The sequence below is a fragment of the Aeromonas sp. 160P genome (assembly GCF_055193095.1).
Map to the genome: position 1 here is coordinate 355,118 of NZ_JBUXKV010000001.1, position 24,586 is coordinate 379,703.

26 protein-coding genes and 1 riboswitch are annotated in these 24,586 nt (G+C 61.3%); of the genes, 14 read left to right on the top strand and 12 right to left on the bottom strand.

What is annotated here, in order from left to right; translation table 11 throughout:
* The first annotated feature begins 11 nt into the window (after positions 1–11).
* Positions 12–1,268, top strand: coding sequence for a UDP-N-acetylglucosamine 1-carboxyvinyltransferase (murA, locus tag ACY8FN_RS01715; protein ID WP_042024513.1), 1,257 nt, complete (start codon positions 12–14; stop codon positions 1,266–1,268).
* 110 nt (positions 1,269–1,378) lie between these two features.
* Here the strand turns inward: murA and pmbA are convergent, their stop codons facing one another.
* The gene (pmbA, locus tag ACY8FN_RS01720) at positions 1,379–2,722 is read right to left on the bottom strand and encodes a metalloprotease PmbA (RefSeq protein WP_438580168.1); all 1,344 of its coding nucleotides are present in this window, start codon (positions 2,720–2,722) and stop codon (positions 1,379–1,381) included.
* A gap of 114 nt (positions 2,723–2,836) precedes the next feature.
* Here pmbA and yjgA point away from each other — a divergent pair, with 114 nt between their 5' ends.
* A complete protein-coding gene (gene yjgA / locus ACY8FN_RS01725) occupies positions 2,837–3,361 on the top strand; it encodes a ribosome biogenesis factor YjgA (RefSeq protein WP_101320752.1) in 525 nt (174 codons plus the stop codon).
* A 395-nt stretch (positions 3,362–3,756) separates the two neighbouring features.
* The gene (locus ACY8FN_RS01730) at positions 3,757–4,539 is read left to right on the top strand and encodes a gamma-glutamyl-gamma-aminobutyrate hydrolase family protein (RefSeq protein ID WP_463099072.1); all 783 of its coding nucleotides are present in this window, start codon (positions 3,757–3,759) and stop codon (positions 4,537–4,539) included.
* 11 nt (positions 4,540–4,550) lie between these two features.
* Here the strand turns inward: ACY8FN_RS01730 and ACY8FN_RS01735 are convergent, their stop codons facing one another.
* Positions 4,551–4,964, bottom strand: a complete 414-nt coding sequence (locus ACY8FN_RS01735) for a hypothetical protein (RefSeq protein ID WP_068978657.1) — start codon at positions 4,962–4,964, stop codon at positions 4,551–4,553.
* Between the two features lie 114 nt (positions 4,965–5,078).
* Here ACY8FN_RS01735 and ACY8FN_RS01740 point away from each other — a divergent pair, with 114 nt between their 5' ends.
* The 3 genes from ACY8FN_RS01740 to ACY8FN_RS01750 all read left to right on the top strand — a co-directional run bounded on the left by ACY8FN_RS01740 (position 5,079) and on the right by ACY8FN_RS01750 (position 7,410).
* The gene (locus tag ACY8FN_RS01740) at positions 5,079–6,605 is read left to right on the top strand and encodes a mechanosensitive ion channel domain-containing protein (RefSeq protein WP_463099073.1); all 1,527 of its coding nucleotides are present in this window, start codon (positions 5,079–5,081) and stop codon (positions 6,603–6,605) included.
* A gap of 46 nt (positions 6,606–6,651) precedes the next feature.
* Entirely contained in the window at positions 6,652–7,050 is a 399-nt protein-coding gene (locus ACY8FN_RS01745; RefSeq protein WP_463099074.1) for an STY0301 family protein, read from the top strand.
* A 96-nt stretch (positions 7,051–7,146) separates the two neighbouring features.
* A complete protein-coding gene (locus ACY8FN_RS01750) occupies positions 7,147–7,410 on the top strand; it encodes a hypothetical protein (protein WP_042024501.1) in 264 nt (87 codons plus the stop codon).
* 100 nt (positions 7,411–7,510) lie between these two features.
* On the opposite strand, the gene aphA is transcribed toward ACY8FN_RS01750, so the two are convergent.
* Together aphA and ACY8FN_RS01760 are read right to left on the bottom strand one after the other, a co-directional pair.
* Positions 7,511–8,230 carry an acid phosphatase AphA gene (gene aphA, locus ACY8FN_RS01755; protein ID WP_463099075.1) on the bottom strand — a complete coding sequence of 240 codons (720 nt, stop codon included), beginning with the start codon at positions 8,228–8,230 and terminating at the stop codon, positions 7,511–7,513.
* Between the two features lie 106 nt (positions 8,231–8,336).
* Positions 8,337–9,011, bottom strand: a complete 675-nt coding sequence (locus tag ACY8FN_RS01760) for a Dph6-related ATP pyrophosphatase (RefSeq protein WP_463101116.1) — start codon at positions 9,009–9,011, stop codon at positions 8,337–8,339.
* 166 nt (positions 9,012–9,177) lie between these two features.
* Between ACY8FN_RS01760 and ACY8FN_RS01765 the strand changes: the two genes are divergently transcribed.
* On the top strand, positions 9,178–10,494 hold the full coding sequence (locus ACY8FN_RS01765) for an MFS transporter (RefSeq protein WP_463099076.1): 1,317 nt from the start codon (positions 9,178–9,180) through the stop codon (positions 10,492–10,494).
* A gap of 141 nt (positions 10,495–10,635) precedes the next feature.
* Here ACY8FN_RS01765 and ACY8FN_RS01770 read toward each other — a convergent pair whose 3' ends face one another.
* Positions 10,636–11,622, bottom strand: coding sequence for a sodium:calcium antiporter (locus ACY8FN_RS01770; RefSeq protein WP_463099077.1), 987 nt, complete (start codon positions 11,620–11,622; stop codon positions 10,636–10,638).
* A gap of 87 nt (positions 11,623–11,709) precedes the next feature.
* Positions 11,710–11,817, bottom strand: a riboswitch (yybP-ykoY riboswitch).
* A 170-nt stretch (positions 11,818–11,987) separates the two neighbouring features.
* On the opposite strand from ACY8FN_RS01770, the gene ACY8FN_RS01775 reads away from it, so the two are divergent.
* Positions 11,988–12,575: a superinfection exclusion B family protein gene (locus ACY8FN_RS01775; protein ID WP_101323428.1), complete on the top strand. Its 588-nt coding sequence runs from the start codon at positions 11,988–11,990 to the stop codon at positions 12,573–12,575.
* Between the two features lie 97 nt (positions 12,576–12,672).
* Here the strand turns inward: ACY8FN_RS01775 and ACY8FN_RS01780 are convergent, their stop codons facing one another.
* Together ACY8FN_RS01780 and ACY8FN_RS01785 are read right to left on the bottom strand one after the other, a co-directional pair.
* Positions 12,673–13,527, bottom strand: coding sequence for an AraC family transcriptional regulator (locus tag ACY8FN_RS01780; protein ID WP_463101117.1), 855 nt, complete (start codon positions 13,525–13,527; stop codon positions 12,673–12,675).
* Between the two features lie 4 nt (positions 13,528–13,531).
* The gene (locus ACY8FN_RS01785) at positions 13,532–14,029 is read right to left on the bottom strand and encodes a GNAT family N-acetyltransferase (protein WP_463099078.1); all 498 of its coding nucleotides are present in this window, start codon (positions 14,027–14,029) and stop codon (positions 13,532–13,534) included.
* A gap of 161 nt (positions 14,030–14,190) precedes the next feature.
* Here ACY8FN_RS01785 and ACY8FN_RS01790 point away from each other — a divergent pair, with 161 nt between their 5' ends.
* Positions 14,191–15,639, top strand: a complete 1,449-nt coding sequence (locus ACY8FN_RS01790) for a catalase (RefSeq protein WP_463099079.1) — start codon at positions 14,191–14,193, stop codon at positions 15,637–15,639.
* Between the two features lie 79 nt (positions 15,640–15,718).
* On the opposite strand, the gene ACY8FN_RS01795 is transcribed toward ACY8FN_RS01790, so the two are convergent.
* Both ACY8FN_RS01795 and ACY8FN_RS01800 read right to left on the bottom strand, forming a co-directional pair.
* Positions 15,719–16,243 (bottom strand): GrpB family protein, encoded by a 525-nt coding sequence (locus ACY8FN_RS01795; protein ID WP_463099080.1) that lies wholly within the window; start codon positions 16,241–16,243, stop codon positions 15,719–15,721.
* 321 nt (positions 16,244–16,564) lie between these two features.
* The gene (locus ACY8FN_RS01800; protein ID WP_463099081.1) at positions 16,565–16,882 is read right to left on the bottom strand and encodes a DUF1496 domain-containing protein; all 318 of its coding nucleotides are present in this window, start codon (positions 16,880–16,882) and stop codon (positions 16,565–16,567) included.
* A gap of 223 nt (positions 16,883–17,105) precedes the next feature.
* Here ACY8FN_RS01800 and ACY8FN_RS01805 point away from each other — a divergent pair, with 223 nt between their 5' ends.
* Positions 17,106–18,377 (top strand): hypothetical protein, encoded by a 1,272-nt coding sequence (locus ACY8FN_RS01805; protein ID WP_463099082.1) that lies wholly within the window; start codon positions 17,106–17,108, stop codon positions 18,375–18,377.
* 109 nt (positions 18,378–18,486) lie between these two features.
* Positions 18,487–19,263: a substrate-binding periplasmic protein gene (locus ACY8FN_RS01810; protein WP_139691127.1), complete on the top strand. Its 777-nt coding sequence runs from the start codon at positions 18,487–18,489 to the stop codon at positions 19,261–19,263.
* A gap of 26 nt (positions 19,264–19,289) precedes the next feature.
* On the opposite strand, the gene ACY8FN_RS01815 is transcribed toward ACY8FN_RS01810, so the two are convergent.
* Entirely contained in the window at positions 19,290–20,120 is an 831-nt protein-coding gene (locus ACY8FN_RS01815) for a LuxR C-terminal-related transcriptional regulator (RefSeq protein ID WP_463099083.1), read from the bottom strand.
* A gap of 145 nt (positions 20,121–20,265) precedes the next feature.
* Here ACY8FN_RS01815 and tyrS point away from each other — a divergent pair, with 145 nt between their 5' ends.
* The 3 genes from tyrS (at position 20,266) to ACY8FN_RS01830 (ending at position 23,386) form a co-directional block, all read left to right on the top strand.
* Entirely contained in the window at positions 20,266–21,531 is a 1,266-nt protein-coding gene (gene tyrS, locus ACY8FN_RS01820) for a tyrosine--tRNA ligase (protein ID WP_463099084.1), read from the top strand.
* A gap of 197 nt (positions 21,532–21,728) precedes the next feature.
* Positions 21,729–22,640, top strand: coding sequence for a lipase family alpha/beta hydrolase (locus tag ACY8FN_RS01825; RefSeq protein ID WP_463099085.1), 912 nt, complete (start codon positions 21,729–21,731; stop codon positions 22,638–22,640).
* Entirely contained in the window at positions 22,637–23,386 is a 750-nt protein-coding gene (locus ACY8FN_RS01830; RefSeq protein WP_463099086.1) for a lipase secretion chaperone, read from the top strand. The genes ACY8FN_RS01825 and ACY8FN_RS01830 overlap by 4 nt, the downstream gene beginning before the upstream one ends.
* Before the next feature lie 36 nt (positions 23,387–23,422).
* Here the strand turns inward: ACY8FN_RS01830 and ACY8FN_RS01835 are convergent, their stop codons facing one another.
* Positions 23,423–24,124, bottom strand: coding sequence for a hypothetical protein (locus ACY8FN_RS01835; protein WP_463101118.1), 702 nt, complete (start codon positions 24,122–24,124; stop codon positions 23,423–23,425).
* 44 nt (positions 24,125–24,168) lie between these two features.
* Positions 24,169–24,564, bottom strand: coding sequence for an acyl-CoA thioesterase (locus ACY8FN_RS01840; protein ID WP_447954715.1), 396 nt, complete (start codon positions 24,562–24,564; stop codon positions 24,169–24,171).
* Between the last annotated feature and the right edge of the window lie 22 nt (positions 24,565–24,586).

Sequence of the window (24,586 nt, forward strand, 5' to 3'; positions counted from 1 at the left end):
ACGAAGTAAAAATGGACAAATTCAAAATCGATGGTCGTTGTACTCTCAACGGCGAAGTGACCATCTCTGGCGCCAAAAACGCCGCCCTGCCGATCCTGTTCGCCACCCTGCTGTGTGATGAAGAGGTGCACCTCTCCAACGTGCCGCGCCTGAAAGATGTGGGCACCACCATCAAGCTGCTGGAGATGCTGGGCGCTACCACCAAGGTCAACGGCAACGTCACCGTGCTGACCGGTGCGGTGAACAACCACGTCGCCCCCTATGAGCTGGTGAAGACCATGCGCGCCTCCATTCTGGCGCTGGGCCCGCTGGCCGCCCGTTTCGGGGCAGCTGACGTCTCCCTGCCCGGCGGTTGCGCCATCGGTGCCCGTCCGGTCAACCTGCACGTCCACGGTCTGGAGCTGATGGGTGCCAAGATCACCATCGAAGATGGCTACATCAAGGCCCGTGTCGATGGCCGCCTCAAAGGCGCCCATATCCTGATGGACATGGTTTCGGTCACCGGTACCGAGAACCTGATGATGGCCGCCACCCTGGCAGAAGGCCGCACCGTGATCGAAAACGCCGCCCGTGAGCCGGAAGTGGTCGATCTGGCCAACTTCCTCACCACCCTAGGCGCCAAGATCCAGGGCGCAGGCACTGACACCCTGACCATCGATGGCGTCGAGCGCCTGCACGGTGGCGACTACAGCGTGCAGCCTGACCGTATCGAAACCGGTACTTTCCTGGTGGGCGCAGCGGTTACCGGTGGCAAGGTCACCTGCCGCAACACCGACCCGACCCTGCTGGAAGCGGTACTGGTCAAGCTGGAAGAGGCAGGCGCCTTGATCGAGAAAGGGGCTGACTGGATCACCCTCGACATGACGGGCCGCACCCTCAAGCCGGTCACCATCAAGACCGCACCCTACCCGGCCTTCCCGACCGACATGCAGGCACAGTTCACCGTGCTGAACGCCGTCGCCAAGGGCACCGCCATGGTCACCGAGAACATCTTCGAGAACCGCTTCATGCACGTTCCCGAGCTGGTACGGATGGGCGCCGACATCGAACTGCAGGGCAATGTGGCCATCTGCCGCGACACCGAGCAACTCAAAGGTGCCCAGGTGATGGCGACCGATCTGCGCGCCTCTGCCAGTCTGGTACTGGCCGGCTTTGTAGCCGAAGGCACTACCATCGTCGATCGCATCTATCACATCGACCGTGGCTACGAAGACATCGAGCAGAAGCTGCAGGGTCTGGGTGGCCGCATCGAGCGCATCAAGGGCTGATAGCCCTTCGCTTGCCAGCAGATCACTGATCGCCAGCTGATAAAAAGGCCCCCTCGCGTTGGCGAGGGGGCCTTTCTCATTTCATCCCGTCAGGCAGGGTAACTACCGGATCAATGACCCGCCAGCTTCATGTTCTCGACCAGTACCGAACCGGTCTTGAGGCTGGAGCGCTCGTCCTCGTCACAGCCCACCGCCACGATATGGCTGAACATCTCCGCCAGATTGCCAGCTATGGTGATCTCCTCGACCGGGTAGGCTATTTCGCCATTCTCGACCCAGAAACCGGCAGCGCCGCGGGAGTAGTCGCCGTTGACGATATTGACCCCCTGCCCCATCAGCTCGGTCACCAGCAGGCCAGTGCCCATCTCTTTCAGCATGCCTTGAAAATCCTGGCCGGTATTGGAGACCTGCCAGTTGTGGATGCCACCGGCATGGCCCGTGGTGGTCAACCCCAGCTTGCGGGCAGAGTAGGAGGTAAGCAACCAGCTCATCAGCTCGCCGTTACGGATAATATCCATGTCGCGGGTGCGCACCCCTTCACCATCGAACGGGCTACTGGCCAACCCGCCCAGCAGATGGGGGAATTCCTGAATGGTGAGCCACTCGGGCAGGACCTGCTTGCCCAGCTTGTCCAACAGGAAGCTCGACTTGCGATAGAGATTACCGCCACTGATGGCCATCACCAGATGGCCCCACAGGCCAGAGGCAGTGTCAGGGTGGAACAGCACCGGCGCATGGCGGGTAGAGATCTTGCGGGCGCCAAGGCGGGAGACGGTACGCTCGACCGCCTCATCGGCGATGCGCTGCGGGCTCCAGAGCCCGGCCAGGTCGCGACTGGATGAGTAACCGTAATCCCGCTGCATCTCGCCATCCTGCTCGCCGATCAGCACGCAGCTCAGGGAGTTGCGCGAGGCGGCATAGCCCTTCACAAAGCCATGACTGTTGCCATAAACCTTGATGCCGAGATGACTGGAGAAACCGGCACCGTCGGAGTGCTTGATGCGGGCATCGCGGCCCAGTGCCAGCCGCTCACACTCGATGGCCAACTCGATGCCGCGCTGGGGATCCAGCTCAATCTGGTGACACAGCTGCAAGTCAGGGGCATCCCAGGCTAGCAGCTCGGCGGGCGCCAGCCCGGCGCAATCGTCGGCAGAAGTATGGCGGGCGATCTCGATAGCGGCTTCGACAGCGGCGCGAATGGCCGGTTTGCCCAGATCAGTGGTCGATGATGACCCTTTGCAGCCATTGCGGTAAACCGCGATGCCGAGCGCCCCATCCTTATTGAATTCAATGCTTTCCAGTTCACAACCCCGGGTGTTCACCGACAGCCCGGTCTGCTTGCTGATGGAGACTTCGGCCAGCGAGGCGCCCAGTCCTTTGGCTATCTCCAGGGCTTCGGCAACCACGGCCTCGAGATGGGCTTGATCCTGGCGGATTTGGTCTTGCTGATCCATAACTCACATCTGTATGAAGGAAGGAAAGGGGACTAAGCATATCAGACCCCTGCGCCCAGCGGGAGAAGCTGGTAACATATCCACCAAACGTGAAAGACAGGAATCAAGAGACCGATGAGTCAATATCAAGACGACAACGAGTTAGAAGACTGGGGCCCCAGCAAGAGCCAGCTCAAGCGCGATGCAGAAGCGTTGCAAAAACTGGGTGCAGAGATTGTCTCCTTAAGCCACAGCGAGCTGGAAAAAATTCCTTTGGATGAAGAGCTTGCCGATGCAGTCGAGCTGGGCCGCAAGCTCAAACCGAACAAAGACGAGTCATTCCGCCGTCACTTGCAGTTTATCGGCCGCCTGATGCGCAGCCGTGATATCGAGCCGATCGTCGAAGCCCTGTCGATCTTCAGAAACCGTCACTCTACCGTGAATGCACGTCTGCATCGTCTGGAGCAGTGGCGGGAGCGCCTGATCACCGAAGGTGACAGCGCCCTCAACGAACTGCTGTCACAGTTCCACGAGCTGGATCGCCAGAAGCTGCGCCAACTGATCCGCACAGCTAACAAAGAGCGGACCCTCAACACGCCGCCGATCGCTTATCGCGAGATATACCAATATCTGCGCGGCGAGATCGAAGACCTGCTGTGATCCCCGAAACACGCCTCCCCTTGCGGAGGCGTGCTTCTATTGACGCCTTTGCCTTTCCCCATCCCCCGCAGCCCCTGCGCGTTTAATATATCCACCATTCTGGCGACCCAGCCATGAATACCCATCTACTCCACCCCGTTAAATCGCTGTTTCAGAGCAGATCAAGACAAATCCGTTAACAATTTAGCATCATTTTGTTTGACATATTGAACGGCCTTGGCAGACTGAACAGAGGATCCAGGCTGTCGCTGCCCAGGCTGACCGACGATTCTGCACCCTGCCCGACCCGGGATCCCATGACCATGCCTTGAGGCATGCCCTTGCCCACTGCATATGCAAGGGCCTGCCCAAGGCGCAGGATGAGACTTCAACGCCAAGGATAATCAAGGTGCCCTATGCCAAATCCCCTCCCCCCATCCAACCGTAAACCTGTGGTGCTGATGACCATGGGGGCCCAACCCCGCAACGGCCACGCCTATCAGGTGATGACCCACAAATACATCATGCCGCTGGTGGAGATCAGTGACTGCATCCCGTTGCTGGTACCCACCTGCTGCAGCACCGCCGATCTGCAGCAATATCTGGATCTGGCCGATGGTGTCTATCTGAGCGGTGCCGGTTCCAACATAGACCCGGGCCTCTATGGGCAAGAGAACCTCACCCCGGAAAAACAGCAGGATCGGGATCGCGACCTGTTTGACCTGTCACTGATCAATGCAGCGATTGCGCAGGGGTTGCCGATCCTCGGGATTTGTCGTGGCATGCAAGAGATCAACGTAGCACTGGGCGGCGATATTCATCAGAAGGTCTACAACGAGCCGGGCTATGACGATCACCGGGAGGATGCCGACGATCCGGTTGACGAGCAGTATGGGCCGAGCCATCAGATTGAGCTGCTGCCGAGCAGCTGGTTTGCCGAGCTGATGGGGGCTGAGCGGATTGCGGTGAACTCCCTGCATGGACAGGGGATTGATCGACTGGGTAGCGGGCTGGAGCCGCTGGCCCACGCCGAAGATGGGCTGATCGAGGCTCTGCATGCTCCCACACTCTCCCCCTTTCTGCTGGCAGTGCAGTGGCATCCGGAGTGGAAAGCCAGTGAAAACCCCCACTCCATCAAGATCTTTCAAGCCTTTGGTGATGCCTGCCGCCAGCGCTGTGGGCTGACAGCCAAAGGTTAAGCCGGAGCTAGTCAGTCGCCGAAACCGCGCGCCTTGAGCTTGGGCAAGCCACCCCGCTCGGGGCGCATAGTTCGGCATATATCCATTCCCTTGAGCCCTCGCTGGATATGATCCGGGGATTGGCCAAACACCATGCCGTTGCTGCGGTAGAGGTTGTTGTCATCCAGCTCGAACTTCTCGCCGCCGATCAGCAACTGCTCCCGGCCATTGACCTTGTCACCGCGTTTGATCGGCACTTTCATATCGCTCAGCACCTCGCCGGTGGCACACCCCTCGCGCCAGCGCGCTTCGCTGGAGAAGGGGGTGATGGCAATCTCGCGCCAGGAGCCATCCCTGAACTCAACCCGATACTTATCCACTAACAGGTCACAGCCAGCCAGTGGCAACAATGCCACCAACCAGATGATTTTCTTTGAAATTGACACTAAATCGCACTCCTTTGCCTGGTTCTGCACAGGATAAATAAATTGCTGTACCAACGCACCATTTCCCCTCGCTACAGCAACTATGCTGGTGGTAAACCACAAGAAGGGGCTGCTATGTCTGGCGATAACCTCACGGTACTACCTGCCATCATCTGGATCATGGAGCACCCATTCTGGACTCTGTTCACCCTGTCACTGATGCTGATCCACCTCTGGCGTCGTCCGGGCCAGCGCCGGGAGCTGCTCTCCGAGCTCAGTTTCGTGATGATAAGCGCGGTGATGATCCTGCTTATCCAGCTGGAAGGGGGCTGGTTCAAACTGCCGCTGCCCCATCAATTGCTGATCGAGATCTCCACCCTGCTGGCCGGTCTGATATTGGTCAAGGTGTGGGGGATCCTGCTGTTCGAGTTTCTGCTCCCCCTCTGCCATGTGCGGATCCCGCGGATCATCGCCGATATTGTCATCACCATCGGCTACATCGGCTGGGGGCTGTTTCGTCTCTATGCTTCCGGGATGGCGCTGGGGGAGATAGTCACCACCTCGGCGGTGATCACCGCCGTCATCGCCTTCGCCATGCAGGACACGCTGGGCAACCTGCTGGCCGGGGTCTCCATTCAGCTCGACAACTCCATCGCCATCGGTGACTGGCTGCAGGTAGATACCACTCAGGGCCGGGTGGTGGAGATCAACTGGCGTGCCACCACCATCGAGACCCGCAACTGGGAAACCGTAGTCATCCCCAACAGCCATCTGCTCAAGCAGCGCTTCACCGTGCTCGGCCGCCGTCAGGGCGAACCCTTGCAGTGGCGGCGCTGGGTCTGGTTCGATCTGACCCTGGATACCCTGCCGACCCAGATCATCGCGCTGATCGAGAAATCCCTGCGGGAGACCAAGCTCCCCTGTGTCGCCAAGCATCCGCAACCGGACTGCCTGTTGATGAACGTCGAGGGGGGCATTGCCCGCTATGCAGTGCGCTACTGGCTGACCGATCTGGCTCGCGACGATCCGACCGACTCCATGGTGCGCAGCCTCATTGATGCCGCCCTGCGCCGCAACGATCGTCGCCTCACCCCGCCGATCTTCAACGTCTTTATGGCCAAGGAGAAGCAGCACCTCGATGCCCGCCACAAACGCCACACCGCCGAGCGTACCGACACCCTGCGCAAACTGCCGCTGTTTGCCATGTTGCAGGAGAACGAGTTGCTCCAGCTGGCCGATCAGGTGAAGTTCGCCCCCTTCGTCAGCGGCGACATCATGCTGGAACAGGGGGAGATCTCAGGCTGGTTGTTCGTACTGGTCAAGGGGGAGGCGGAGATGCTGATCAACGTCGAGGGGCGAGAGCTGAAACTGGGTTCGTTGGGGGCTGGTGATTTCTTTGGCGAGCTGAGCCTGCTGACTGGCGAGCCCAGCTCCTTCACGGTACGGGCACTTGCTACCGTGGAAACCTATCGCATTAATCAAGGAATGTTTCAGGAACTGGTGATGCAGCGCGAGTCGCTGGTCGAGCCCCTCTATCGGGTACTGAGCGCCCGCCAGCAGGAGCAGCAGGCGTTGCTGGAGCGGGAGGCTGAGTCCATGAGACAGCCACCACAACAGCTTGATCTACTGGACAAAATGATGAAGCTGTTCAGTAGCAGGTGACATAGCATGGGCACGGGATTGATGGAATGAAGAGAGATCCGAGATCATGTTACTGACCACCCTGGCCCTTGCCGCCAGCCTGCAATTTGATTGCCCGCCCGCCATCGAGGTTAGCCAGCAACTGCTCGCCCCGCAGCAGGGCTGGCAAGCCGTTACCCGCAACGCCAACGGCGAGCAGCGCGACTCCCTCAGCCTGCGGCTCGACAACCTCGCCCTGTTCGACGGGGATCCCGCTGATCAGGCCCAGCTCAAACCGGATAACGGCGACAACGATGAGACCCACTACTGGAGCCAGCTTGACGGCAGCCTGCGCCCGCTCTATCTGGTCTGCCACTATCAGCACAGCGCCATCACCCTGCAGCAGGCGCTGCCCGCCGGCATCCGTTACTGCCGCGTTAACCAGCGCGATCGCTACACCCTGTTCGGGCTGATTTGCCGAACCTAACCGCCACGCACCGCGGGCAGTTTATTGCCTGATTGTGCAGGGAGTGGAGGCGGTTAGGGCTATACTGGCCGCCACATTTACTGTTGTGGGTAGCCCATGAACGACACTCAGGAATTTTTTGACGAAGAGACGCTGCTGGAGATGGTGGAGAACCAGCTCAACGATGGTCACCCGCCCCATGTGAAGGCGACCCTGATGCGGCTGGTGATGAAGGGCACGCCACGGGCAGAGGCGCTGCAGTATATCGCCTGCGCCCTCGGGGCCGAGCTGATGGCGATGGAGGCCGATCAAGGCCCCTTCAATCTGACCCGCTACGGCGAGTTCCTCGACAGCCTACCCGAGATGCCGTGGGCTGACTGATACCGTGAGCTGACCAAGGCGCCACGCCTTTGCATGGCTCCTTAAAAGCAGAAGGGCGGGTGCCAATGGCCCCGCCCTTATTACATGGATCCGCTGTGGCTCAGAACTGGGAGTTGATGATCACCTCTTCCCCCAATGCCCCTGCCAGCGGCAGCGGCCGGTAGCTGGAGTTGGCAGCCCGCAGCAGCCGAATGCCGCGAATGCCGATCTCCTGCGCCGCCTTGATATCCCCGTCGGCATCGCCGTAGAAGAGCTTCATCTGCTTATCCTTGAGCCACTGCACCTTGGTGTTCTGGCCCGGCTGATCACCGGCGAAGATCACCGGATTGAGCTGGTCGGCCGGAATATTCATGGTCTGCTGCAGGGTCTGGCTCACGGTTTCAGTCTTGGTAGCCGAGCGACCGGTGACGAAATAGATATGGTCACCGCGCTTGAGGTGCATGGCGATGAGCGCCTTGCCCACCTCTTTCGGCATGCTGAACGCATCCCAGCCGTTGTTCATCTTCTCCCAGAAGGCCGGGTTCTTCAGATAGCTCTCGTCGTTGGGCGAGAACTCCTGCTTGCCGCGATAAAAACCGGGGCTGGAGAAGAGCAGGGTATCGTCGATGTCAAAACCGACCGCCATCGGGGGCAGACCATCCAGACTCTTGGCAATCTGCGCCACCGAGACCCAGTGGATCGGCGCCTGCTGGGCCAGAGTGACGGTGGTGACACCGGCAGGGATCGGCTGAACGGTTGTGGCTTGACCTGCCACGGCAGGCAGAGCGAGGGCGGCAGCCAGCAAGGAGGCAAGCAGCGCCGGACGAGAGAAGTGTTTCATAAGGCAGGTTGTCATCTTCAAGCAAAAGAGGGGGCCAATAGTGCCCCCATCCCGCCCCTCAAATCTGTGAATGCTCCTGCAAAAGGGAGCATTTGACGCCTGATAATTAATCTTTGATTGGCAACAGATCGGTAAAGACAAAGCCGTCGCGCAGCACGGTTTCACCAACCCGAATGCCGAGCGGACGGGCGAACATGGGGCCATCATAGGCCAGAGTGTGAAACTCGCCGTTCTCACCGCACGGGTCGACTCCCTCCGGCAGCGCCGCCAGCAGCGCCTCGTCAAAATCGTGACCCCCCAGACTGGCATCCAGCTTGTTCGGATCGAGGGCACTGATCCGCGCCTTCAAGCCAGCAGCCATCATCTGCGGCGCCAGTTCACCGGTATTGCTGCCCCACAGCGGGAACAGCGGCTCGATGCCGGTGCCTGCCAGCTGCTGTTCACGGTAGGCGCGCACATCTTCAAGGAACAGATCGCCAAACGCCATGTGGCGGATCCCCTGTGCCACCACATCGGCAATAAAGCCGGTCATGATGCGGGCGTAATCCTCGTTGCTGCAGGGCCAGGGCAGATCGATAGTGATGAGGGGCAGCCCGACACAAGCGGCCTGCTCGGTCAGCAACTGCTTGCGCACGCCGTGCATCGCCACCCGCTCGAATGCCTGATTGAGGGTGGTAAACAGCCCCACCACCTCGATGGCGGGATCTTGCCGCAACTGATGCAGTGCCCATGCGCAATCCTTGCCGCTGCTCCAGGAGAGCAGTACCCGTTTCTTTTCCATCATTCCTCCGCCAACGGGGCATTCGGATTGCCCCAAAAAGATGCAAGACAGTGTTGCGAATTGCGCGATTTACACACAAGAGGCTGGCAGCATACTCTCGAACACCTATATATGCCCCTTGCGCGGGCTGACAATAACTAAAAAAACCGATGGGAAACATACGGATATGAGCACAACCGCACAACAACACGATCACGCCCGCCCCCTCAATCGACAGGATTACAAGACTCTGAGTCTGGCCGCCCTCGGCGGTGCACTGGAGTTTTACGACTTCATCATCTTCGTCTTCTTCGCCGTGGTTATCGGCGAGCTGTTCTTCCCGGCCGACATTCCCGAGTGGCTGCGCCAGTTCCAGACCTTCGGCATCTTCGCCGCCGGTTATCTGGCCCGCCCGCTCGGCGGCATCATCATGGCCCACTTTGGCGATCTCATCGGTCGCAAGCGGATGTTCACCCTCAGCATCATCATGATGGCGCTGCCGACCCTGTTGATCGGTCTGTTGCCCACCTATGCGGTGCTCGGCATCGGCGCCCCCATCGCCCTGCTGGGACTGCGTATCCTGCAAGGCGCTGCCATCGGCGGTGAAGTGCCGGGTGCCTGGGTATTTGTCGCCGAGCACGTCCCTGCCCGTCGGGTCGGGGTCGCCTGCGGCACGCTCACGGCGGGATTGACGGCCGGCATCCTGCTCGGCTCCCTGATCGCCACTGCGGTCAACAAGAGCCTGACCCCTGCCGAAGTGAGCGAGTGGGGCTGGCGAGTGCCCTTCCTGCTGGGCGGTATCTTCGGAATCGTTGCCATGTACCTGCGTCGCTGGTTGCACGAGACCCCGGTCTTCGCCGAGATGAAAGCCAACAAGACCCTGGCCGACGAGCTGCCCCTCAAAACGGTGCTGCGCAATCACAAGAGCAGCGTGGTGGTCTCCATGCTGCTCACCTGGCTGCTCTCCGCCGGGATCGTGGTGGTGATCCTGATGACCCCCACCTATCTGCAGAAGGTCTATGGCATCAGCCCGGCTGACGCCCTGACCGCCAACTCGCTGGCGATCGTCGCCCTGACCCTCGGCTGCATCATCTATGGCCGACTGATCGACCTGCTGGGCAGCGGTATCACCTTCATGCTCGGTTCCCTGCTGCTGGCAGGCTCCAGCTACGCCTTCTATCACGGTCTGGCGGCAGGCACGAGCCAGCTGGTGCCGCTCTACATGCTGGCGGGCTTTGCGGTCGGGATTGTCGGCGCCGTGCCTTACGTGATGGTCAACGCCTTCCCACCGGTGGTGCGCTTCTCCGGCTTGTCGTTCTCCTACAACGTGGCCTACGCCATCTTCGGCGGCCTCACCCCGATGGCGGTGACCCTCTGGATGAAGAACGACATGCTGGCACCTTCCCACTATGTGGTGAGCCTGTCGGCACTGGGTTTTGCCATCGGCCTCTGGCTCTGGTTCCAGCAACGCACCTCGCAACAACAGCTGCCCCAGCCCACCTGAAACCGGCTCGGAACTTAAGGCGCGGGGCCGCCGGACCCACAGCCCGGCAGGCGTCTCTTGCCGGGCTGTGTCGTTGCTACTTCAGGGGCACCCAAGAGTGACTGCCTTGATGCACCGACCGATCCGCCGCTCGCATCCCGCTCACATCACTAACAGCCAGCCGCAGAAGCACAGATAGAGCAGACCTATCAGTGCCAGACGACCAGCCGTCATCGCCCCTCGGCGAAAACCCCACCAGAGCAACACCATCGCCAATACTGTCACGATCGCCGAGGCCAACATGGCACCACTCAGCAACCAGGGGGTAAACAGCAGACAGAACGCCTTGGGGATGGTGCCCTGGATCATCATGGCCCCGGAGATATTGGCCAAGGCCAGCCGGGTCTTGCCCTGTCGCACCCAGATCAGCACGTTCATCAGCTCCGGCATCTCGGTCGCCACTGGGCTCAGCAGCAGGGCCGCCAGCACCGGCGAAAGGCCAAACAGCTCGCCCATGCTCTCCAGCTGATGAACAAACAGCTGGGCCGCCAGCGCCACCACCACCAGCGCACCCAGCGTCTGCAGCAGCACCTTGCCAAGGGGCGGGATCCCGGCATCGGGGGCCAGCTTGAGGGGCTCCGGCAGCTCGACCTCGTGGCTGTCGCTCTGCTTCAACTCGCGCCGCACATAGACGAGGTAGACCAGCACAAACAGCGGGGCCAGCCAGCTCTTGCCGCTAAAGGCGACCAGCCCCAGCGCGGTCGCCACCAGAAAGATACCGATAAACCAGCGCTGATCCCGGCCAATCTCACGCTGCACCTCACCATCGATGGCCCGTTCGGTACGCCCCATGCAAAGCAGCAGGGTGAGACCGACCGCAGCATAGCCGATGGTCGCCAGCACCAGCGGCCCGCCGAGGGCGGCGCCAATGCCGATCTCCTGCTGGGCTGCCGTGTTGCCCATCAGCAGGGCAGTGAGGGTGACGATGCACTCGGGCAGCGCCGTACCCAGTGCCGCAAGCAGCGAGCCGGTGGCACTTTGGGAGAGTTTGAGGTGGTGGCCGGTCCACTCGATGCCGTTGACGAAGTATTCGCAGGCAAGGTAGATGGTGACCGCAGAGACGAGAAATAACAGCAGGGTAATCAACATAATGGATACCGCCAGGCGAGCAGAATAACCAATGGACCCGACATGGCTCGCCCGGCTGGCGTGCATATCGAGGCCAAAGGTCTTGCAGAGCGATAGTGCCTATCGCCGCCCATGCCATGGATGCGAGGATCCAAGAGTGTTGACATGGGCCCGGCCCGCAATGCAGGCGGGTTGCTACTCCCCAATGACTGAGGGGGCTTTTTAGCAACGCGGCAGCCCGTTCACAAGACAAACAATTCATCACTCACTGACTGAGTTGTAAGGGAATGTAACCCGGCCCACCGCACTCCCCTCCAAATTGCGCTGTTGGCACACCGCTTGCTGTAGGTAGTTCACTATCCACAACAGTTTGGGAAGGATGAACGATGAAACGGTGGATCCAACATTTCTATCAACTGAACCGCCTCAACTGGCTGATGGTCTGGTTGTTGCTCTGCTGCAGCATCATCTTGCTGTTTCCGGCCGGGCTGATGAAAGGGGCCGTGAGCCAGTGGGCTGCGGATCACGCGGCCTGGCTGGGAGTCGGCATGCTGATCGCCATCTCCTACTTCTGCAGTCAGGGCTTTTTGATCGCCTGGGAGTGGGCCTGTGAGGAGTGGCAGGCGCGTCGTCAGCAGGACCAGCTGACCCAGATGATCGGCTTCCTCGACTTCAACGAGAAGGCAGTACTGCGCGAGTTCGTGCTGCAGCGTAAAAGCGTCATAAACTTGCCGATCACCGAGCCCGCCGTCAAAAACCTGATGGATGCCGGTGTCCTCACCTACGCCTACGGCAAGCCGGTACGGGAGAAGGATGACGAGAACCAGATCCGTGCCCTGATGATCGCCCTGCCCGCCCGACCGCTGCTCACCTACAAGGTGCTGGGGTTGTCGCGCGGCAAGATGAGCGACGAGCAGGTGGAGCAGATCATGAACGCCCGCCCCAAGTTCGCCCAGAAGGGGTTCCAGCGCTAAACGCGCCCCCAACCGCCAGATGCAAAAGAGCCGGACACTGTCCGGCTCTCTCGTTGCTGCGCTATGCGCAACACAGCTCAGTTGTCCCTTATGCGCCCTACCCCTTGAGGCTGGAGCAGAAGCTGACATCCGCGACCTTGGTCGCCGGGTCATAGCTGTGATAGAGCTCGAAACAGGGTCGATCATCAAATTCGTAACCGGCCGCCACGATCTCGCCAACATGCTGCTGCCAGAGCGCGGGATATTGCGCCGGGTCGGTCACGGTGAAACGTGACTGGCCATAACGACCGCCCGCCAGCGGCTGGATCTCCACATTACCGCCGCCTTTGGTACCCGCCGGAACGGTGACGCAGATATCGGTGCGGCACTGCTGGGGCGCGGTGATCTCCGGGTTGTCGTGGTAGATAAAGATCCACTCCCCCTCGGCCAGCCCCTGCTCGGCCGACCACTGGTAGAGCTGATCGCATACCGGCTCATAGCCAGTGCCATAAGGGCCGGTCACCCGGATATAGGCCAGGGTGCGCGGGGCCATCTGTTCGGTTTTCATCGGTTGCCTCCTTTCATCGGAACAGCTTTCAGCATAACCAGCCTCGCGGGCGGCGGCGTGTCCATTCTTGCTCAGTTGCAGCAGCGAGGGTTGCTGGCGCAGCGCCCCCGGCGTCATGGCAAACTGCTTGCGAAACGCCTTGGCAAAGGCCTGCGAGCTGGCAAAACCGGCCGAGAAGGCAATCTCGGTCACCGGATCCCGGCTGTAGCAAAGAGAGCGGGCCGCCCGCTCCAGCCGCAGGCGGCGCTGCATCTCGGCCGGGGTTTCGCCGGTGACGGCGGTAAAGACCCGATGAAAGTGATAGCTGGAGAGCGCAGCGAGAGTGGCCGCCTCACTGAGGCAAAGCTCGGGGTTCTGCTCCAGCGCCCGGATCACCGAGCGCAATCTGGCCTGATAATCGACCATGCCGTTAGCGACTGGCGTTCCCCGCGACTCTGGCCATATAGAGCGCATCTACGTAACGCCCCTGGCGGAAGGCATAGTCGCGAGCCCGCCCCTCTTCCACAAAGCCGAACTTGCGATAGAGCGCCAGCGCCGCTGCATTGTCGGCATAGACGGTCAACTCGATCCGGTGCAGATTGAGCCAGCTATCCGCCAGATCCATTGCCGCAGCCATCAGGGCAGAACCAACCCCCTTGCCGGCCCAGTCATCCCGCACCCCCATGGCTATACCAGCCACATGCTTGCGCCTCGGGCTGGATTCCGCCTCTAGCACGAAATGGCCCACCAGCTCCCCGTCCACCTCAGCAACCAGTGAAATCGCCTGGGTATTCTCCAAGCGCTTCCGCCACACGTCCGGGGCGGGATAGGGCAGTTGCAAAGTGCCCGCCTGGGCAGTGGGCATGGCGTAGAGATCCCGCAAGGCGGCGGCATCGGCGGGTTCGGCATGACGGATAGCTATCTGCATATGAGGCTCCTTCTCGAAACCCCCATCATGCAATATCCGGCGCGATTGCACACCCCCTACCCGCACCCATTTGTCTTGCCTATCAAAGGGCGAGGAAAGGCCCATTGGCCGAGCATGGCGCAGATCCGTAGGCTGACCCCATATCAACAAGGAGAGAAGCCATGACTGACAAGACTCTGCACAGCGCCAACGGCGCCCCCGTCATCGACAACAACAACAGCCTCACCGCCGGTCCGCGCGGCCCCATCCTGATGCAGGATATCTGGTTGATGGAGAAACTCGCCCACTTCGACCGCGAGCGCATTCCCGAGCGGGTGGTTCACGCTAAGGGCTCGGGCGCCTACGGCACCTTTACCGTGACCCACGACATTAGCCAGTTCAGCAAGGCCGACCTGTTCAACGCCATCGGCAAGCAGACCCCGATCTTCCTGCGCTTCTCCACCGTGGCCGGTGAGAAGGGGGCCGCCGATGCCGAACGCGACGTACGCGGCTTCGCCCTCAAGTTCTACACCGAGCAGGGCAACTGGGATCTGGTGGGCAACAACACCCCGGTCTTTTTCATCCGCGATCCGCTGAAATTCCCCGACTTCATCCACACCCAGAAGCGGGATCCACGCACCAACCTGCGCAGCGCCACCGCAGCCTGGGACTTCTGGTCCCGCCATCCGGAATCCCTGCATCAGGTCACCATACTGTTCAGCGATCGCGGTATTCCCAAGAGCCTGCGGGAGATGAACGGCTACGGCAGCCACACCTTCAGCTTTATCAACGACGCCAACGAACGCTTCTGGGTCAAGTTCCACTTCAAGACCGAGCAGGGCCACAGCTTCTACACCGATGAAGAGGCTGCCAATGTCGTCGGTCAGGATCGGGAGACCAGCCAGGCGGATCTGTTCAATGCCATCGAGCAGGGCGACTTCCCGCGCTGGAAGGTCTATGTGCAGGTAATGCCGGAGGCCGATGCCCAGACTTACCAGATCCACCCGTTCGACCTCACCAAGGTGTGGCCGCACAGCGACTACCCGCTGATCCCGGTCGGGGTACTGGAGCTTAACCAGAACCCGGACAACTACTTCGCCCATGTGGAACAGGCGGCGTTTACCCCGGCCAACGTGGTGCCCGGCATCGGCTTCTCGCCGGATCGCATGCTGCAAGGGCGGCTCTTCTCCTACGGTGACACCCAGCGCTATCGCCTCGGCGTCAACCACGGCCTGCTGCCGGTCAACGCCCCGCGCTGCCCGTTCCATCATGGCGCCCATCGTGACGGCGCCATGCGGGCAGACAGCAATGGCGGCACCAGCCCCAACTATCAGCCGAACCGTTTCGGTACCCAGCAGCCGAGCGAACAGCACGAACCGGCACTGAGTCTGGAAGGGGCAGCCCTGCACTACGATTTTCGTGACTACGACAGCGACTACTACAGCCAGCCGGGCAAGCTGTTTCGCATCATGGACGAGGAGCAGCGTTCACGGCTCGCCGCCAACCTGGCGCGCTCCCTCATCAATGTGGAAGATGACGCCATCGTCGCGGCCCAGCTCAAGCACTTCGAGCAGGCCGACCCCGAGTACGCCAAGCGGATCGAACTGGCACTGGCCGCGCTGCAACGCTAGGCCATGATCTGACAGGTAAAAGACAGCAAAACAAAACGGGGGCCTTTCGGCCCCCGTTTTCTGTTGCATGCAAGCTCGCTCAGAGAGCAGGATCCTGTCCGGCCTGCCAACGCAGCGCGTTCGCCTCGTGCTCTTTCACAAAGGTATTCTTGCCCGCACAGTAGCGCTCGATATCGTGCTGACAGCTAGCGGCTACCGCCTGCTTCAACTCGGCGTATTCCCGGCATACCGCCGGGTAGGCCCTTAGATAGTCACGAAAGGCCAGATGCCGACGTACATGGTCATCCCCTTGCAAGAAGGCGTGGATCTGGTGGGTTCTCTCACCACCCCCCTTGCGAAAATAGCGGCGGCGCGCAATCCCGCACTCCCCCATCGCCTCATAGCCCAGCGCCTCCAGTTGCCCGTTTTGCTCATCGAGTCGCTCCAGCGATGACACCTCCAGCATGATGTCGATGATGGGCTTGGCTGCCAAACCGACGACCGAGGTACTGCCGATGTGGTGGACAGCTAGCAAGCAGTTATCCAGCGCACTGCGCAGTTGAGCCTCTTCCGCTACAAAGCGGGCTGGCCATTGAGGGTTATAGGAGACGACGTCGACTCTCACGGTTTCAGCTCTCTGGATAGTTGCCGATGGCATCGGGCAATAGGGTATGCGATGGGTGGACAAGATAACCAGACGGCAAATTGCCAGCAACAAAAACGGAGCACGAGGCTCCGTTTTTCAATGCAGTATCAATCCCTGACGGAACGCGATTCGCGCTCTTCCCGCTCCCTTGCCAACAAGCGTTTGTACCACCAGCTACTGCGACGACGTTGTGCATTGGAAGAGCGACGAGCCATTTCTTAGGTTCCAGCCAAGAGAAGAAAGGAGCTGCATTATGCGACAGGGATCACGTCCATGTCTTTAGCTGGATCAAGAAAAGCCTCACTGCCCCACGGAAATCGTCTTCTGATCTTTCGCCCCCCGGGTGGCAGGCAGCACCATTGCAGGGGATCGCCAGGCCAGCGGGCCATTACTCTCGAGATCGTTCAGCGGGCCACACTCCAGCCAGATATCCCCCTGCAGTATCCGCCCCCCTTCAGAATATTTTTGATCCGCAAACCAGCAGACCCGCTCTGGCAGATCGCCCAGTGGCAACACCAGCTCGGGGCTGGCAACCTCTCCCGCCACTGTGGTTTTGGGAGTAGCCGATGCAGGTGCCAGCCAGAAGGCGGCCAGCAGGCAGAACAATAGATTTCTCATGGGGTAGATCCTGTGTCGTTGCGGGATGCCCTCGATGGAGCGACCAGTCCCGAGGTTTACTTGACTGACAATCATACTGCCTGCTGGCATTGTGGAACCAATATGGTAGCCTGCCAGCGCCTGCGGGCAGGCTCTCGTTGCCACCCGCAAACTTCCGGTAAATTTGTCACTTCCTGACAAAATATAACCTTATTTATCAAATCGTTATTTGGATATTATCCCAATGCGTATCATGCCGTTGCTTCAGGCGGCCTGCCTGAGCCTGATGTTGTCCGCCTGCGTTGCCCCCCTGCTGATGATGAGCCCCACCAGCCAGCTGATGTGGGCCCTGCTCAAGCCGCTGGTCGGCTTTGACCCGAACGAGGTCAATCTGTTCGAACAACCCCTGATCAAGGATCGGATGACCGCCATCCTTGGCCCCAACTACGACAGCACCATGCAGTTGCTCAAGACCGCCGACAAGTTACAGCAGGAGGGGCCGCTTTTCTACGTGCTCTCCGAGTATGCGCCGGTGCCGGATATCGCCAAGCAGGCGGGCATGGTGTGGAACTCGCAAACCAACCAGATGTCAGTGCTGCTGCAAAAAGGGGATGGCACCACCCAGACCTTTGGCGAGAATCTGGCCGCTGCCACGCCGATCTGGCCAACCGCCATGCAGGGCTGGCAGACCCCCACCAGCCAGCTCACCCCGGCGGCCAATGCCCTGACCGGAACTGCAACCGCAACCGCAACCGCAACCAGCCAGAGCGGCGCATCCCCCTTCTCCCTTGGCAATGCTTTGGGCACAGTTACCCGTGGCGTCACCGGCTCGCTGGCCGACAGCGCCAGCCAGGCCATCAGTGGCGCAGCCGCCAACGCCACAGGACAGGCCACCAAACAAGCCACCGTACAGGCCACCCAAGCGGTGAGCCAGAGCGCGACCAACCTGACCCGCAGTGCGACCACCGCAGTCACCGCGCCAGCCAAACAGGCTGTCAGCAGCGCCGCCACAACTGTGACGCAAGAAGCCACCAAGGCTGTGGCCACGCCTGCCAAACAGGCAGTCAGCAGCGCAGCAGCCACCGTGACGCAGGAAGCCACCAAGGCTGTGGCCGCACCTGCCAAACCGGCAGTCAGCAGCACCGCGGCCACCGTGACGCAGGAAGTGACCAAGGCTGTGGCCGTTCCTGTCAAACAGACAGTCAGCAGTGCCACTGCCACCATGATGCAGGAAGCGAGCAAGGCTGTTGCCGCACCCACCAAACAGGCTGTCAGCAGCGCCACCGCTACCGTAGCGCAGGAGGCGAACAAAGCAGTGGCCGCACCTGCCCAGCAGGCCGTCAGCAGCGCCGCCACAGTGACCCAGGAAGCCACCAAGGCTGTGGCCGCGCCAGCTCAGCAGGCCGTCAGTGCCGCATCCCATACGGCAGGAGAGAGCGTCGCCGATGCCGCCAGCGCAGCGGAAGCCAAGGCCCGCGCCAAGGCAGAGGCGGAGATGGAAGCCCTGCTCAAATAGACCGACAGGCCACCGCGAGGTGGCCTGTTTTTTATCCCGCCACCGGATCATGACGTTATGGCAAAGGCCACATAGACTGTTAGGTAACCCTCTGCACAAGGAGTGCATCATGCGTCGCCTGCTCTCTGCTCTTGCCGCCCTCACACTTTTTGTCGTGCTCCCGGCTCCGGCCTTTATCTACTATTCAGAGCAGAATATGCCCCTCAATGGTCAGGATAAAAATGGCCAACCTGCCGGGCTGGCCGTCGAGTTGCTGCGCCTGATGTGGCGCGAAATGGGGGAGCCGGAGCAACCGATCCACTTTCTGCCCTGGGCCCGCGGCTGGTATCTGCTGACCCAGCAGCAAGAGGCCGTGCTATTTACCACTGCCCGCACCAAGGAGCGGGATCCCCACTTTCTCTGGGTCTGCCCCATCAGCCACTCGCGGGTGGCGCTGGTCGGCCGCAAGAAAGATGCCCCCAAAGTGGCTAGCAAAGCCGATCTCGCCAAGCTGCAGATCGGCGTGATGCAGGCGGATGTCGGGGAGCAGTTGCTGCTCAGCCGCGGGGTTAGCCCGAGCAATATGATGGCTGTCGAACGCATGGACCAAGTGGTACGTCAACTGATCATGGCTCGTACCGATCTGGTGGCAGGCAATGAGGTGATGCTTCGCTATCAGGCACAAAACATGGGCTTTGGATCAGAGAATTTCGTCACGGTAGCCATCCTGTCAGAACAGGAGAACTGCTTCGCTTTTAATCTTCTGGCAGACCGGCAACAGGTCGCGCGTCTGCAACAGGCGCTACAAAAAGTGCAACAGGGGAAGGAGTACCAAGCTTTGATAGCCCGCTACCAACATGTACATGCCCAACCCCATGTCGGCACGCCACCCCCCTTGATCGAATAAGGCCTCTTGCCGTCTGGTGCCAACCTTTACTCTGCAGCAATGTGCTCGCTGCCAATCTCGGGTGCCGTGATGAGGTGGTTCAGAAAGAGATTGAACAGCTCGGCCCGCGAGCCGAGCCGCAACTTGCCATAGAGATGCTTGCGGTGATTCTTCACCGTGCCGCTGCCAATCCCGAGCTCCGCGGCAATCGCCTCGGTATCCAGCCCCTGCAGCAGCAACCCCGCCACCTGCCGCTCGCGCCGGGTGAGCCGATCCCCCCCCACGCTCGCCATCGCCTGCTCCACCGCACTCTTGAGGCTGGCGCTGTCCGGCAGTGCAGTGCTCTGGGCCAGCAGCGGCTGGCTCTGCTGCCACTGCTGACGACACAGCGAATGTACCAGCGGAAACAGCTGCTCCAGCCGTGCCAGCTCGTCACGACTGAGGGTACTGCGCTTGTCGAGGCGGCCGAGAAACAGCATCAGGGTCAGTCCGTCCCGCACCGGCAGGATCAGCCCCACCTCCTCCTGCCAACCGGTAGCCTGATAGAAGTGGTGGCGATATTCGGGATCGAGCCGCCCTTGCGATACCTGCGCCAGCGTCCAGACGCCGGCAGGCAAGCCCTGCTCCAGCGCCTGCATAAAGGGATCCTGACTGAAGTGGCTGGTGAGGTAGCGATCAAACAGCAAGGCCCGCTGATGGTTGAGGTTGTCGTAGAGGTAGACGGGCCGCTGCCCCACCCCGAGCAGCAGGGCGCAATCAAACGCCACCTGCTGCTGGAGCAGTCGCACCAGCGCCGCCGCAAAGGCGCTGCTGTGCAGGGCATCGACCACCTCGGTCATGCTGCGGGTCAAGGCATCTGTGGTGAATGGCTGGGTCATGGCGGCTCGTTTCCGGTGGCGGGGAGCGATTCCCCACTATGGCTGGATGCTAGCACGAGAGTGGTAAAACTGTCCCTCAGGGGACATATCCGCCACCGACCAGAACGGCGAGGATGACGGCTTTCCCCCTGCTGTTGGAGCACCCATGATCAACCCCCACCTGCTCGATGAGCTGACCGCGCGCGGCCTGGTGGCCCAGAATTCCGACCCGGCGGCCCTGGCCGACCACCTCGCCACCCCGCGTACCGTCTATTGCGGGTTCGATCCCACCGCCGGCAGTCTGCATATCGGTCATCTGGTACCGCTCTTGATGCTGCGCCGCTTCCAGTGGGCGGGCCACACCCCGGTGGCGCTGGTGGGCGGGGCGACCGGGCTTATCGGCGATCCCAGCTTCAAGGCGACCGAACGCAGCCTCAACAGTGCCGATACCGTGCTGGGTTGGGTCGCCAGCCTGTCAGCCCAGATCAAGGCGCTGCTGCCCGCCGATGACGACCTGTCGGCCCCACAACTGGTCAACAATGGCGACTGGATGGGGCAGATGTCCGCCCTCGATTTTCTGCGGGATATCGGCAAGCACTTCTCGGTCAACGCCATGCTGGCGCGGGAGTCGGTGCGCCAGCGACTGGCCCGGCCGGATCAGGGCATCTCGTTCACCGAGTTCTCCTACGCTCTGCTGCAATCCTACGACTTTGCGGTGCTGCACCAGCGGCTCGGCTGCACCCTGCAGATTGGCGGCAACGACCAGTGGGGCAATATCACCAGTGGCATGGATCTCACCCGTCGCCTCCATCAGACGCAGGTGCACGGCATGACCCTGCCCCTTATCACCAAGGCGGACGGCACCAAGTTCGGTAAGACCGAAGGTGGCGCAGTCTGGCTCGATCCGGCGCTCACCTCCCCTTACGCCTTCTACCAGTTCTGGCTCGGCACCGCGGATGAGGATGTCTACCGCTTCCTGCGCTACTACAGCTTTAGGTCGCTGAGCGAGATTGATGCACTGGAGGCGGAAGATGCCCAGCGACAGGGGCGCAAGCAGGCCCAGCAGGTGTTGGCAAACGAGCTGACCGAACTGGTGCACGGCAAGGCGGCGCTGGCGGCGGTGCAGCGCATCAGCGATCTGCTGTTTAGCGGCGACGTGGCCCGCCTCGGCGAGAGCGATCTGGCCCAGCTGGCGCAAGATGGCATGCCGAGCAGTACCGTCAGCGGCGAGCTCGATCTGGTCACCCTGCTGGTCAGCTGTGGTCTGGCAAACTCCAAGCGCATCGCCCGCGAACTGCTGGCAGCGGGGGCCATCAGCCTCAATGGGGTGCTCAAGCAGGATGAACAGCTGAGTGCTGCGGATCGGCTGTTTGGCCGCTACCTGCTGCTGCGCCGGGGCAAGAAGCAGTATCACCTGGTGGAGTGGCAATAAGCCGCAGGGCGGGGAGTTCAGTCTCCTCGCCCGCGCCTAAGCCAGGCCAGGCCAGGCCAGGCCAGCAACAATCTCTTTTGAATCCTGAGTTGCGATCCCCCTCACAGCCCGTTTTTCAATCAGCCACCATACTGGCACCGGCGAACATGGAGTACGCCACACAATCTGTTCCTCACGAATCAACAAGGATGCTGATGATGAAGAGATGGCTTCTGGTGCTGCTCTGCACCCTGCCCATGCTGGCACACGCCAGCGGATATACCCAGACCCGCTACCCCATAGTGCTGGTGCACGGCCTGTTCGGCTTCGACAAGCTGCTCGGGGTCGATTACTTCTACGGCATTCCCCAGGCCCTGAGCCGAGATGGAGCCAAAGTCTACGTGGCCCAGGTGTCGGCCACCGCCAGTTCGGAGCAACGGGGCGAACAGCTGCTCGCTCAGGTTGAGCTGCTGCTGGCGGCCACCGGCGCCGAGAAGGTCAACCTGATCGGCCACTCCCACGGCGGCCCCACCATCCGCTATGTCGCCTCGGTGGCGCCCAATCTGGTCGCCTCCGCCACCAGCATCGGCGGGGTCAACTACGGCTCCGAGATTGCCGATCTGGTGCGGGCCAACGCCGCCCCCGGCAGCGCGGCCGAGAAACTGACCGCCGCCGCTGCCCATGCGCTATCCGGCATGATTTCACTGCTCTCGGGCGGCAGCCAGCTACCGCAAGATCCGGTCGCCGCCCTCGACGCCCTCACCAGCAAAGGGGCCAGCCAGTTCAACCAGCGCTACCCGGAGGGGCTGCCCAGCCGCTATTGCGGTGAGGGGCCGATGCAGGCCAGCAACGGCGTCTACTACTTCTCCTGGAGCGGGAGCGGCAACCTGACCAATCTGCTGGATCCGGTGGATCCTGCGCTGGCGCTGACCGGCGCCTTCTTCAAAGAGCCCAATGACGGGCTGGTCGGGGTCTGCAGCAGCCACCTCGGCAAGGTGATCGGCACCGGCTACCGGATGAACCATCTGGATGAAGTGAACCAGTCGTTCGGTATCCACCATCTGCTCGAGACCGATCCGGTCACCCTCTATCGCCAGCACGCCAACCGCCTCAAGGATCTGGGATTATGAAGCGCGGCATACTGCTCGCCGTACCCTGCGCCATCACCCTGCTGATCGGCGGGGTGCTACTCTGGCCCACCGCACCGACGGCAGGCTCATCACCCGCTCAAGCCAGCCAGCATGCCCAGAGCCAACCACACGATCCCGAGCAGGAGGCCGCCGATGCGCTGCAGGCGCGCTATCGCACCTTTATCTCTGCCCAGAGTAGCCTGACGGTGCCCACCGAGATCTCCCTCGCCAGCCTGCAGATCCTGTTTGACGAGCGGGAGCAGCTGCGCCAGCAGAGCTTCACCCCGGCTGAGCAGACGCAGCTGTTTGCTGAAGATCGGCTGATGGAGCAGCTGACCCTGCGCCGCAGGGCGCTGGCAGAGGCCAGAGACAGTGACAAGTCGCAGCTGGCCAGCGAGCTGGATCTCTGGCTGGCAGAGCAGCCGGGCTGGTTTCGCGAGGCGGAGGCCAACAGCCACCTGCTTAAGGAGTTGCAGGGGCTTGAGCAGATGGATCCGGCCAAACGGGATGCCCTGCTGCTGGAGACGGGAGGGCCGGAGGCGGTGGATCGGATGCGCCAGCTGGAGCAGCACCGGCAGGGGTTCAATGAGCAGCTCACCGGTTATCTGGCAGAGCGAAAACAACTGCCGAACGAGGCCCGGGCCGCACAGCAGCAGGAGCTGCTGGCTCGCTGGTTTGAGCCCGGAGAGTGGCGCCGGGTCGAGGCGATCACCCGGCTCAAGCTGGGGGAGCCACCAGCCGAATGAGAAGGGGGCCCGCGATGGGCCCCCTTGCTGTTGCGCTTATTGCGGCTTGTTGGCCCCCGGCAGCGGCTGCCAGGTGAGACGGGTCACCTGAGTGCCCTGCACCTCGCACTTGAGACTCAGCTCCTGCCATCCCTTATCCTGACGCAGGGAGACCTCCCCCTCGATCCCCTGCTCGCCAATCTTCAGCTTCTCCTGCTCGAAGATCACCTTGTCGCCGTGGGCGAGCTCCATCAGTTTGCCGTTGCAGATCCAGTGGGCGAGATCCGCCCCCTTCAGCTTGACGCCCCCCTTGGCAGCCTTCTGTTCGGCCGCGCTCACCACAAACAGCTTGCTCAGCTCGGCGGCCCGCTTGGTGAGCCACGCCTGACGCTGCTGCATGCTCATCTTGCTGACGAACTCGGCGGGCTGGCCCTTCTCGTCCAGCCACTGAGTCAGCTTGCCGCTGTCGTCAAAGACGAACTGGGCGGCGGGCTCTTTGACCCCGAACAGCTTGCCGCCCTTGAAGTAGTAGCGGCTCTCCCCTTCCAGCTTGCCCAGCTCGTTCATGATGGGCACGGCGATGATGACGGGGGCGCCATCGATCCAGGCCTTGATATCGACGCCGTCATGGCTGAATTGACGGGTATCGAGGGCGTTCTCGGCCCCCTTCTCCATCAGGGTAAACTGCTCGGCGAGAGAAGCGGCCAGAGAAGGGAGGGAGCAGAATCCCAGGGTCAGCGCGATCGCTGTGTTGCGCATTGAGTTGTACATAGCACTCCTGTGATGGGCCATCCGGCCCGTGGTTAACTCTCTGTCAGCCAGGCCCGCAGCCCTTCCCGATGAGCATCGCTCAGGGGCAGGGATTGGCGGGCACGGTAGTCAAAATGGATCAGGGTCGTTTCGGCGGTGACGGCCAGTTCGCCGCCCTGCCAGGCCTCCTGCCAGACCGTAAATGAGCTGGTGCCGATGCGGCGCACGCCGGTCTTGATGGTGACCGGCTGGCCGTAGAACAGCTCCCGTTTGAACTGCACCGTGTAGCCCGCGATGATCAGATGCCAGTTATCCACATCCAGCTCGGGGGAGAAGATCCGGAACAGGGGATCCCGCGCCGATTCGAACCAGACCGCCGGCACCGTATTGTTGATATGGCCGAGGGCATCCGTCTCTTGAAAGCGGGGTTGGATCTGCATTTCCAGCATGGGTGACTCCTTGTCTTGGTTT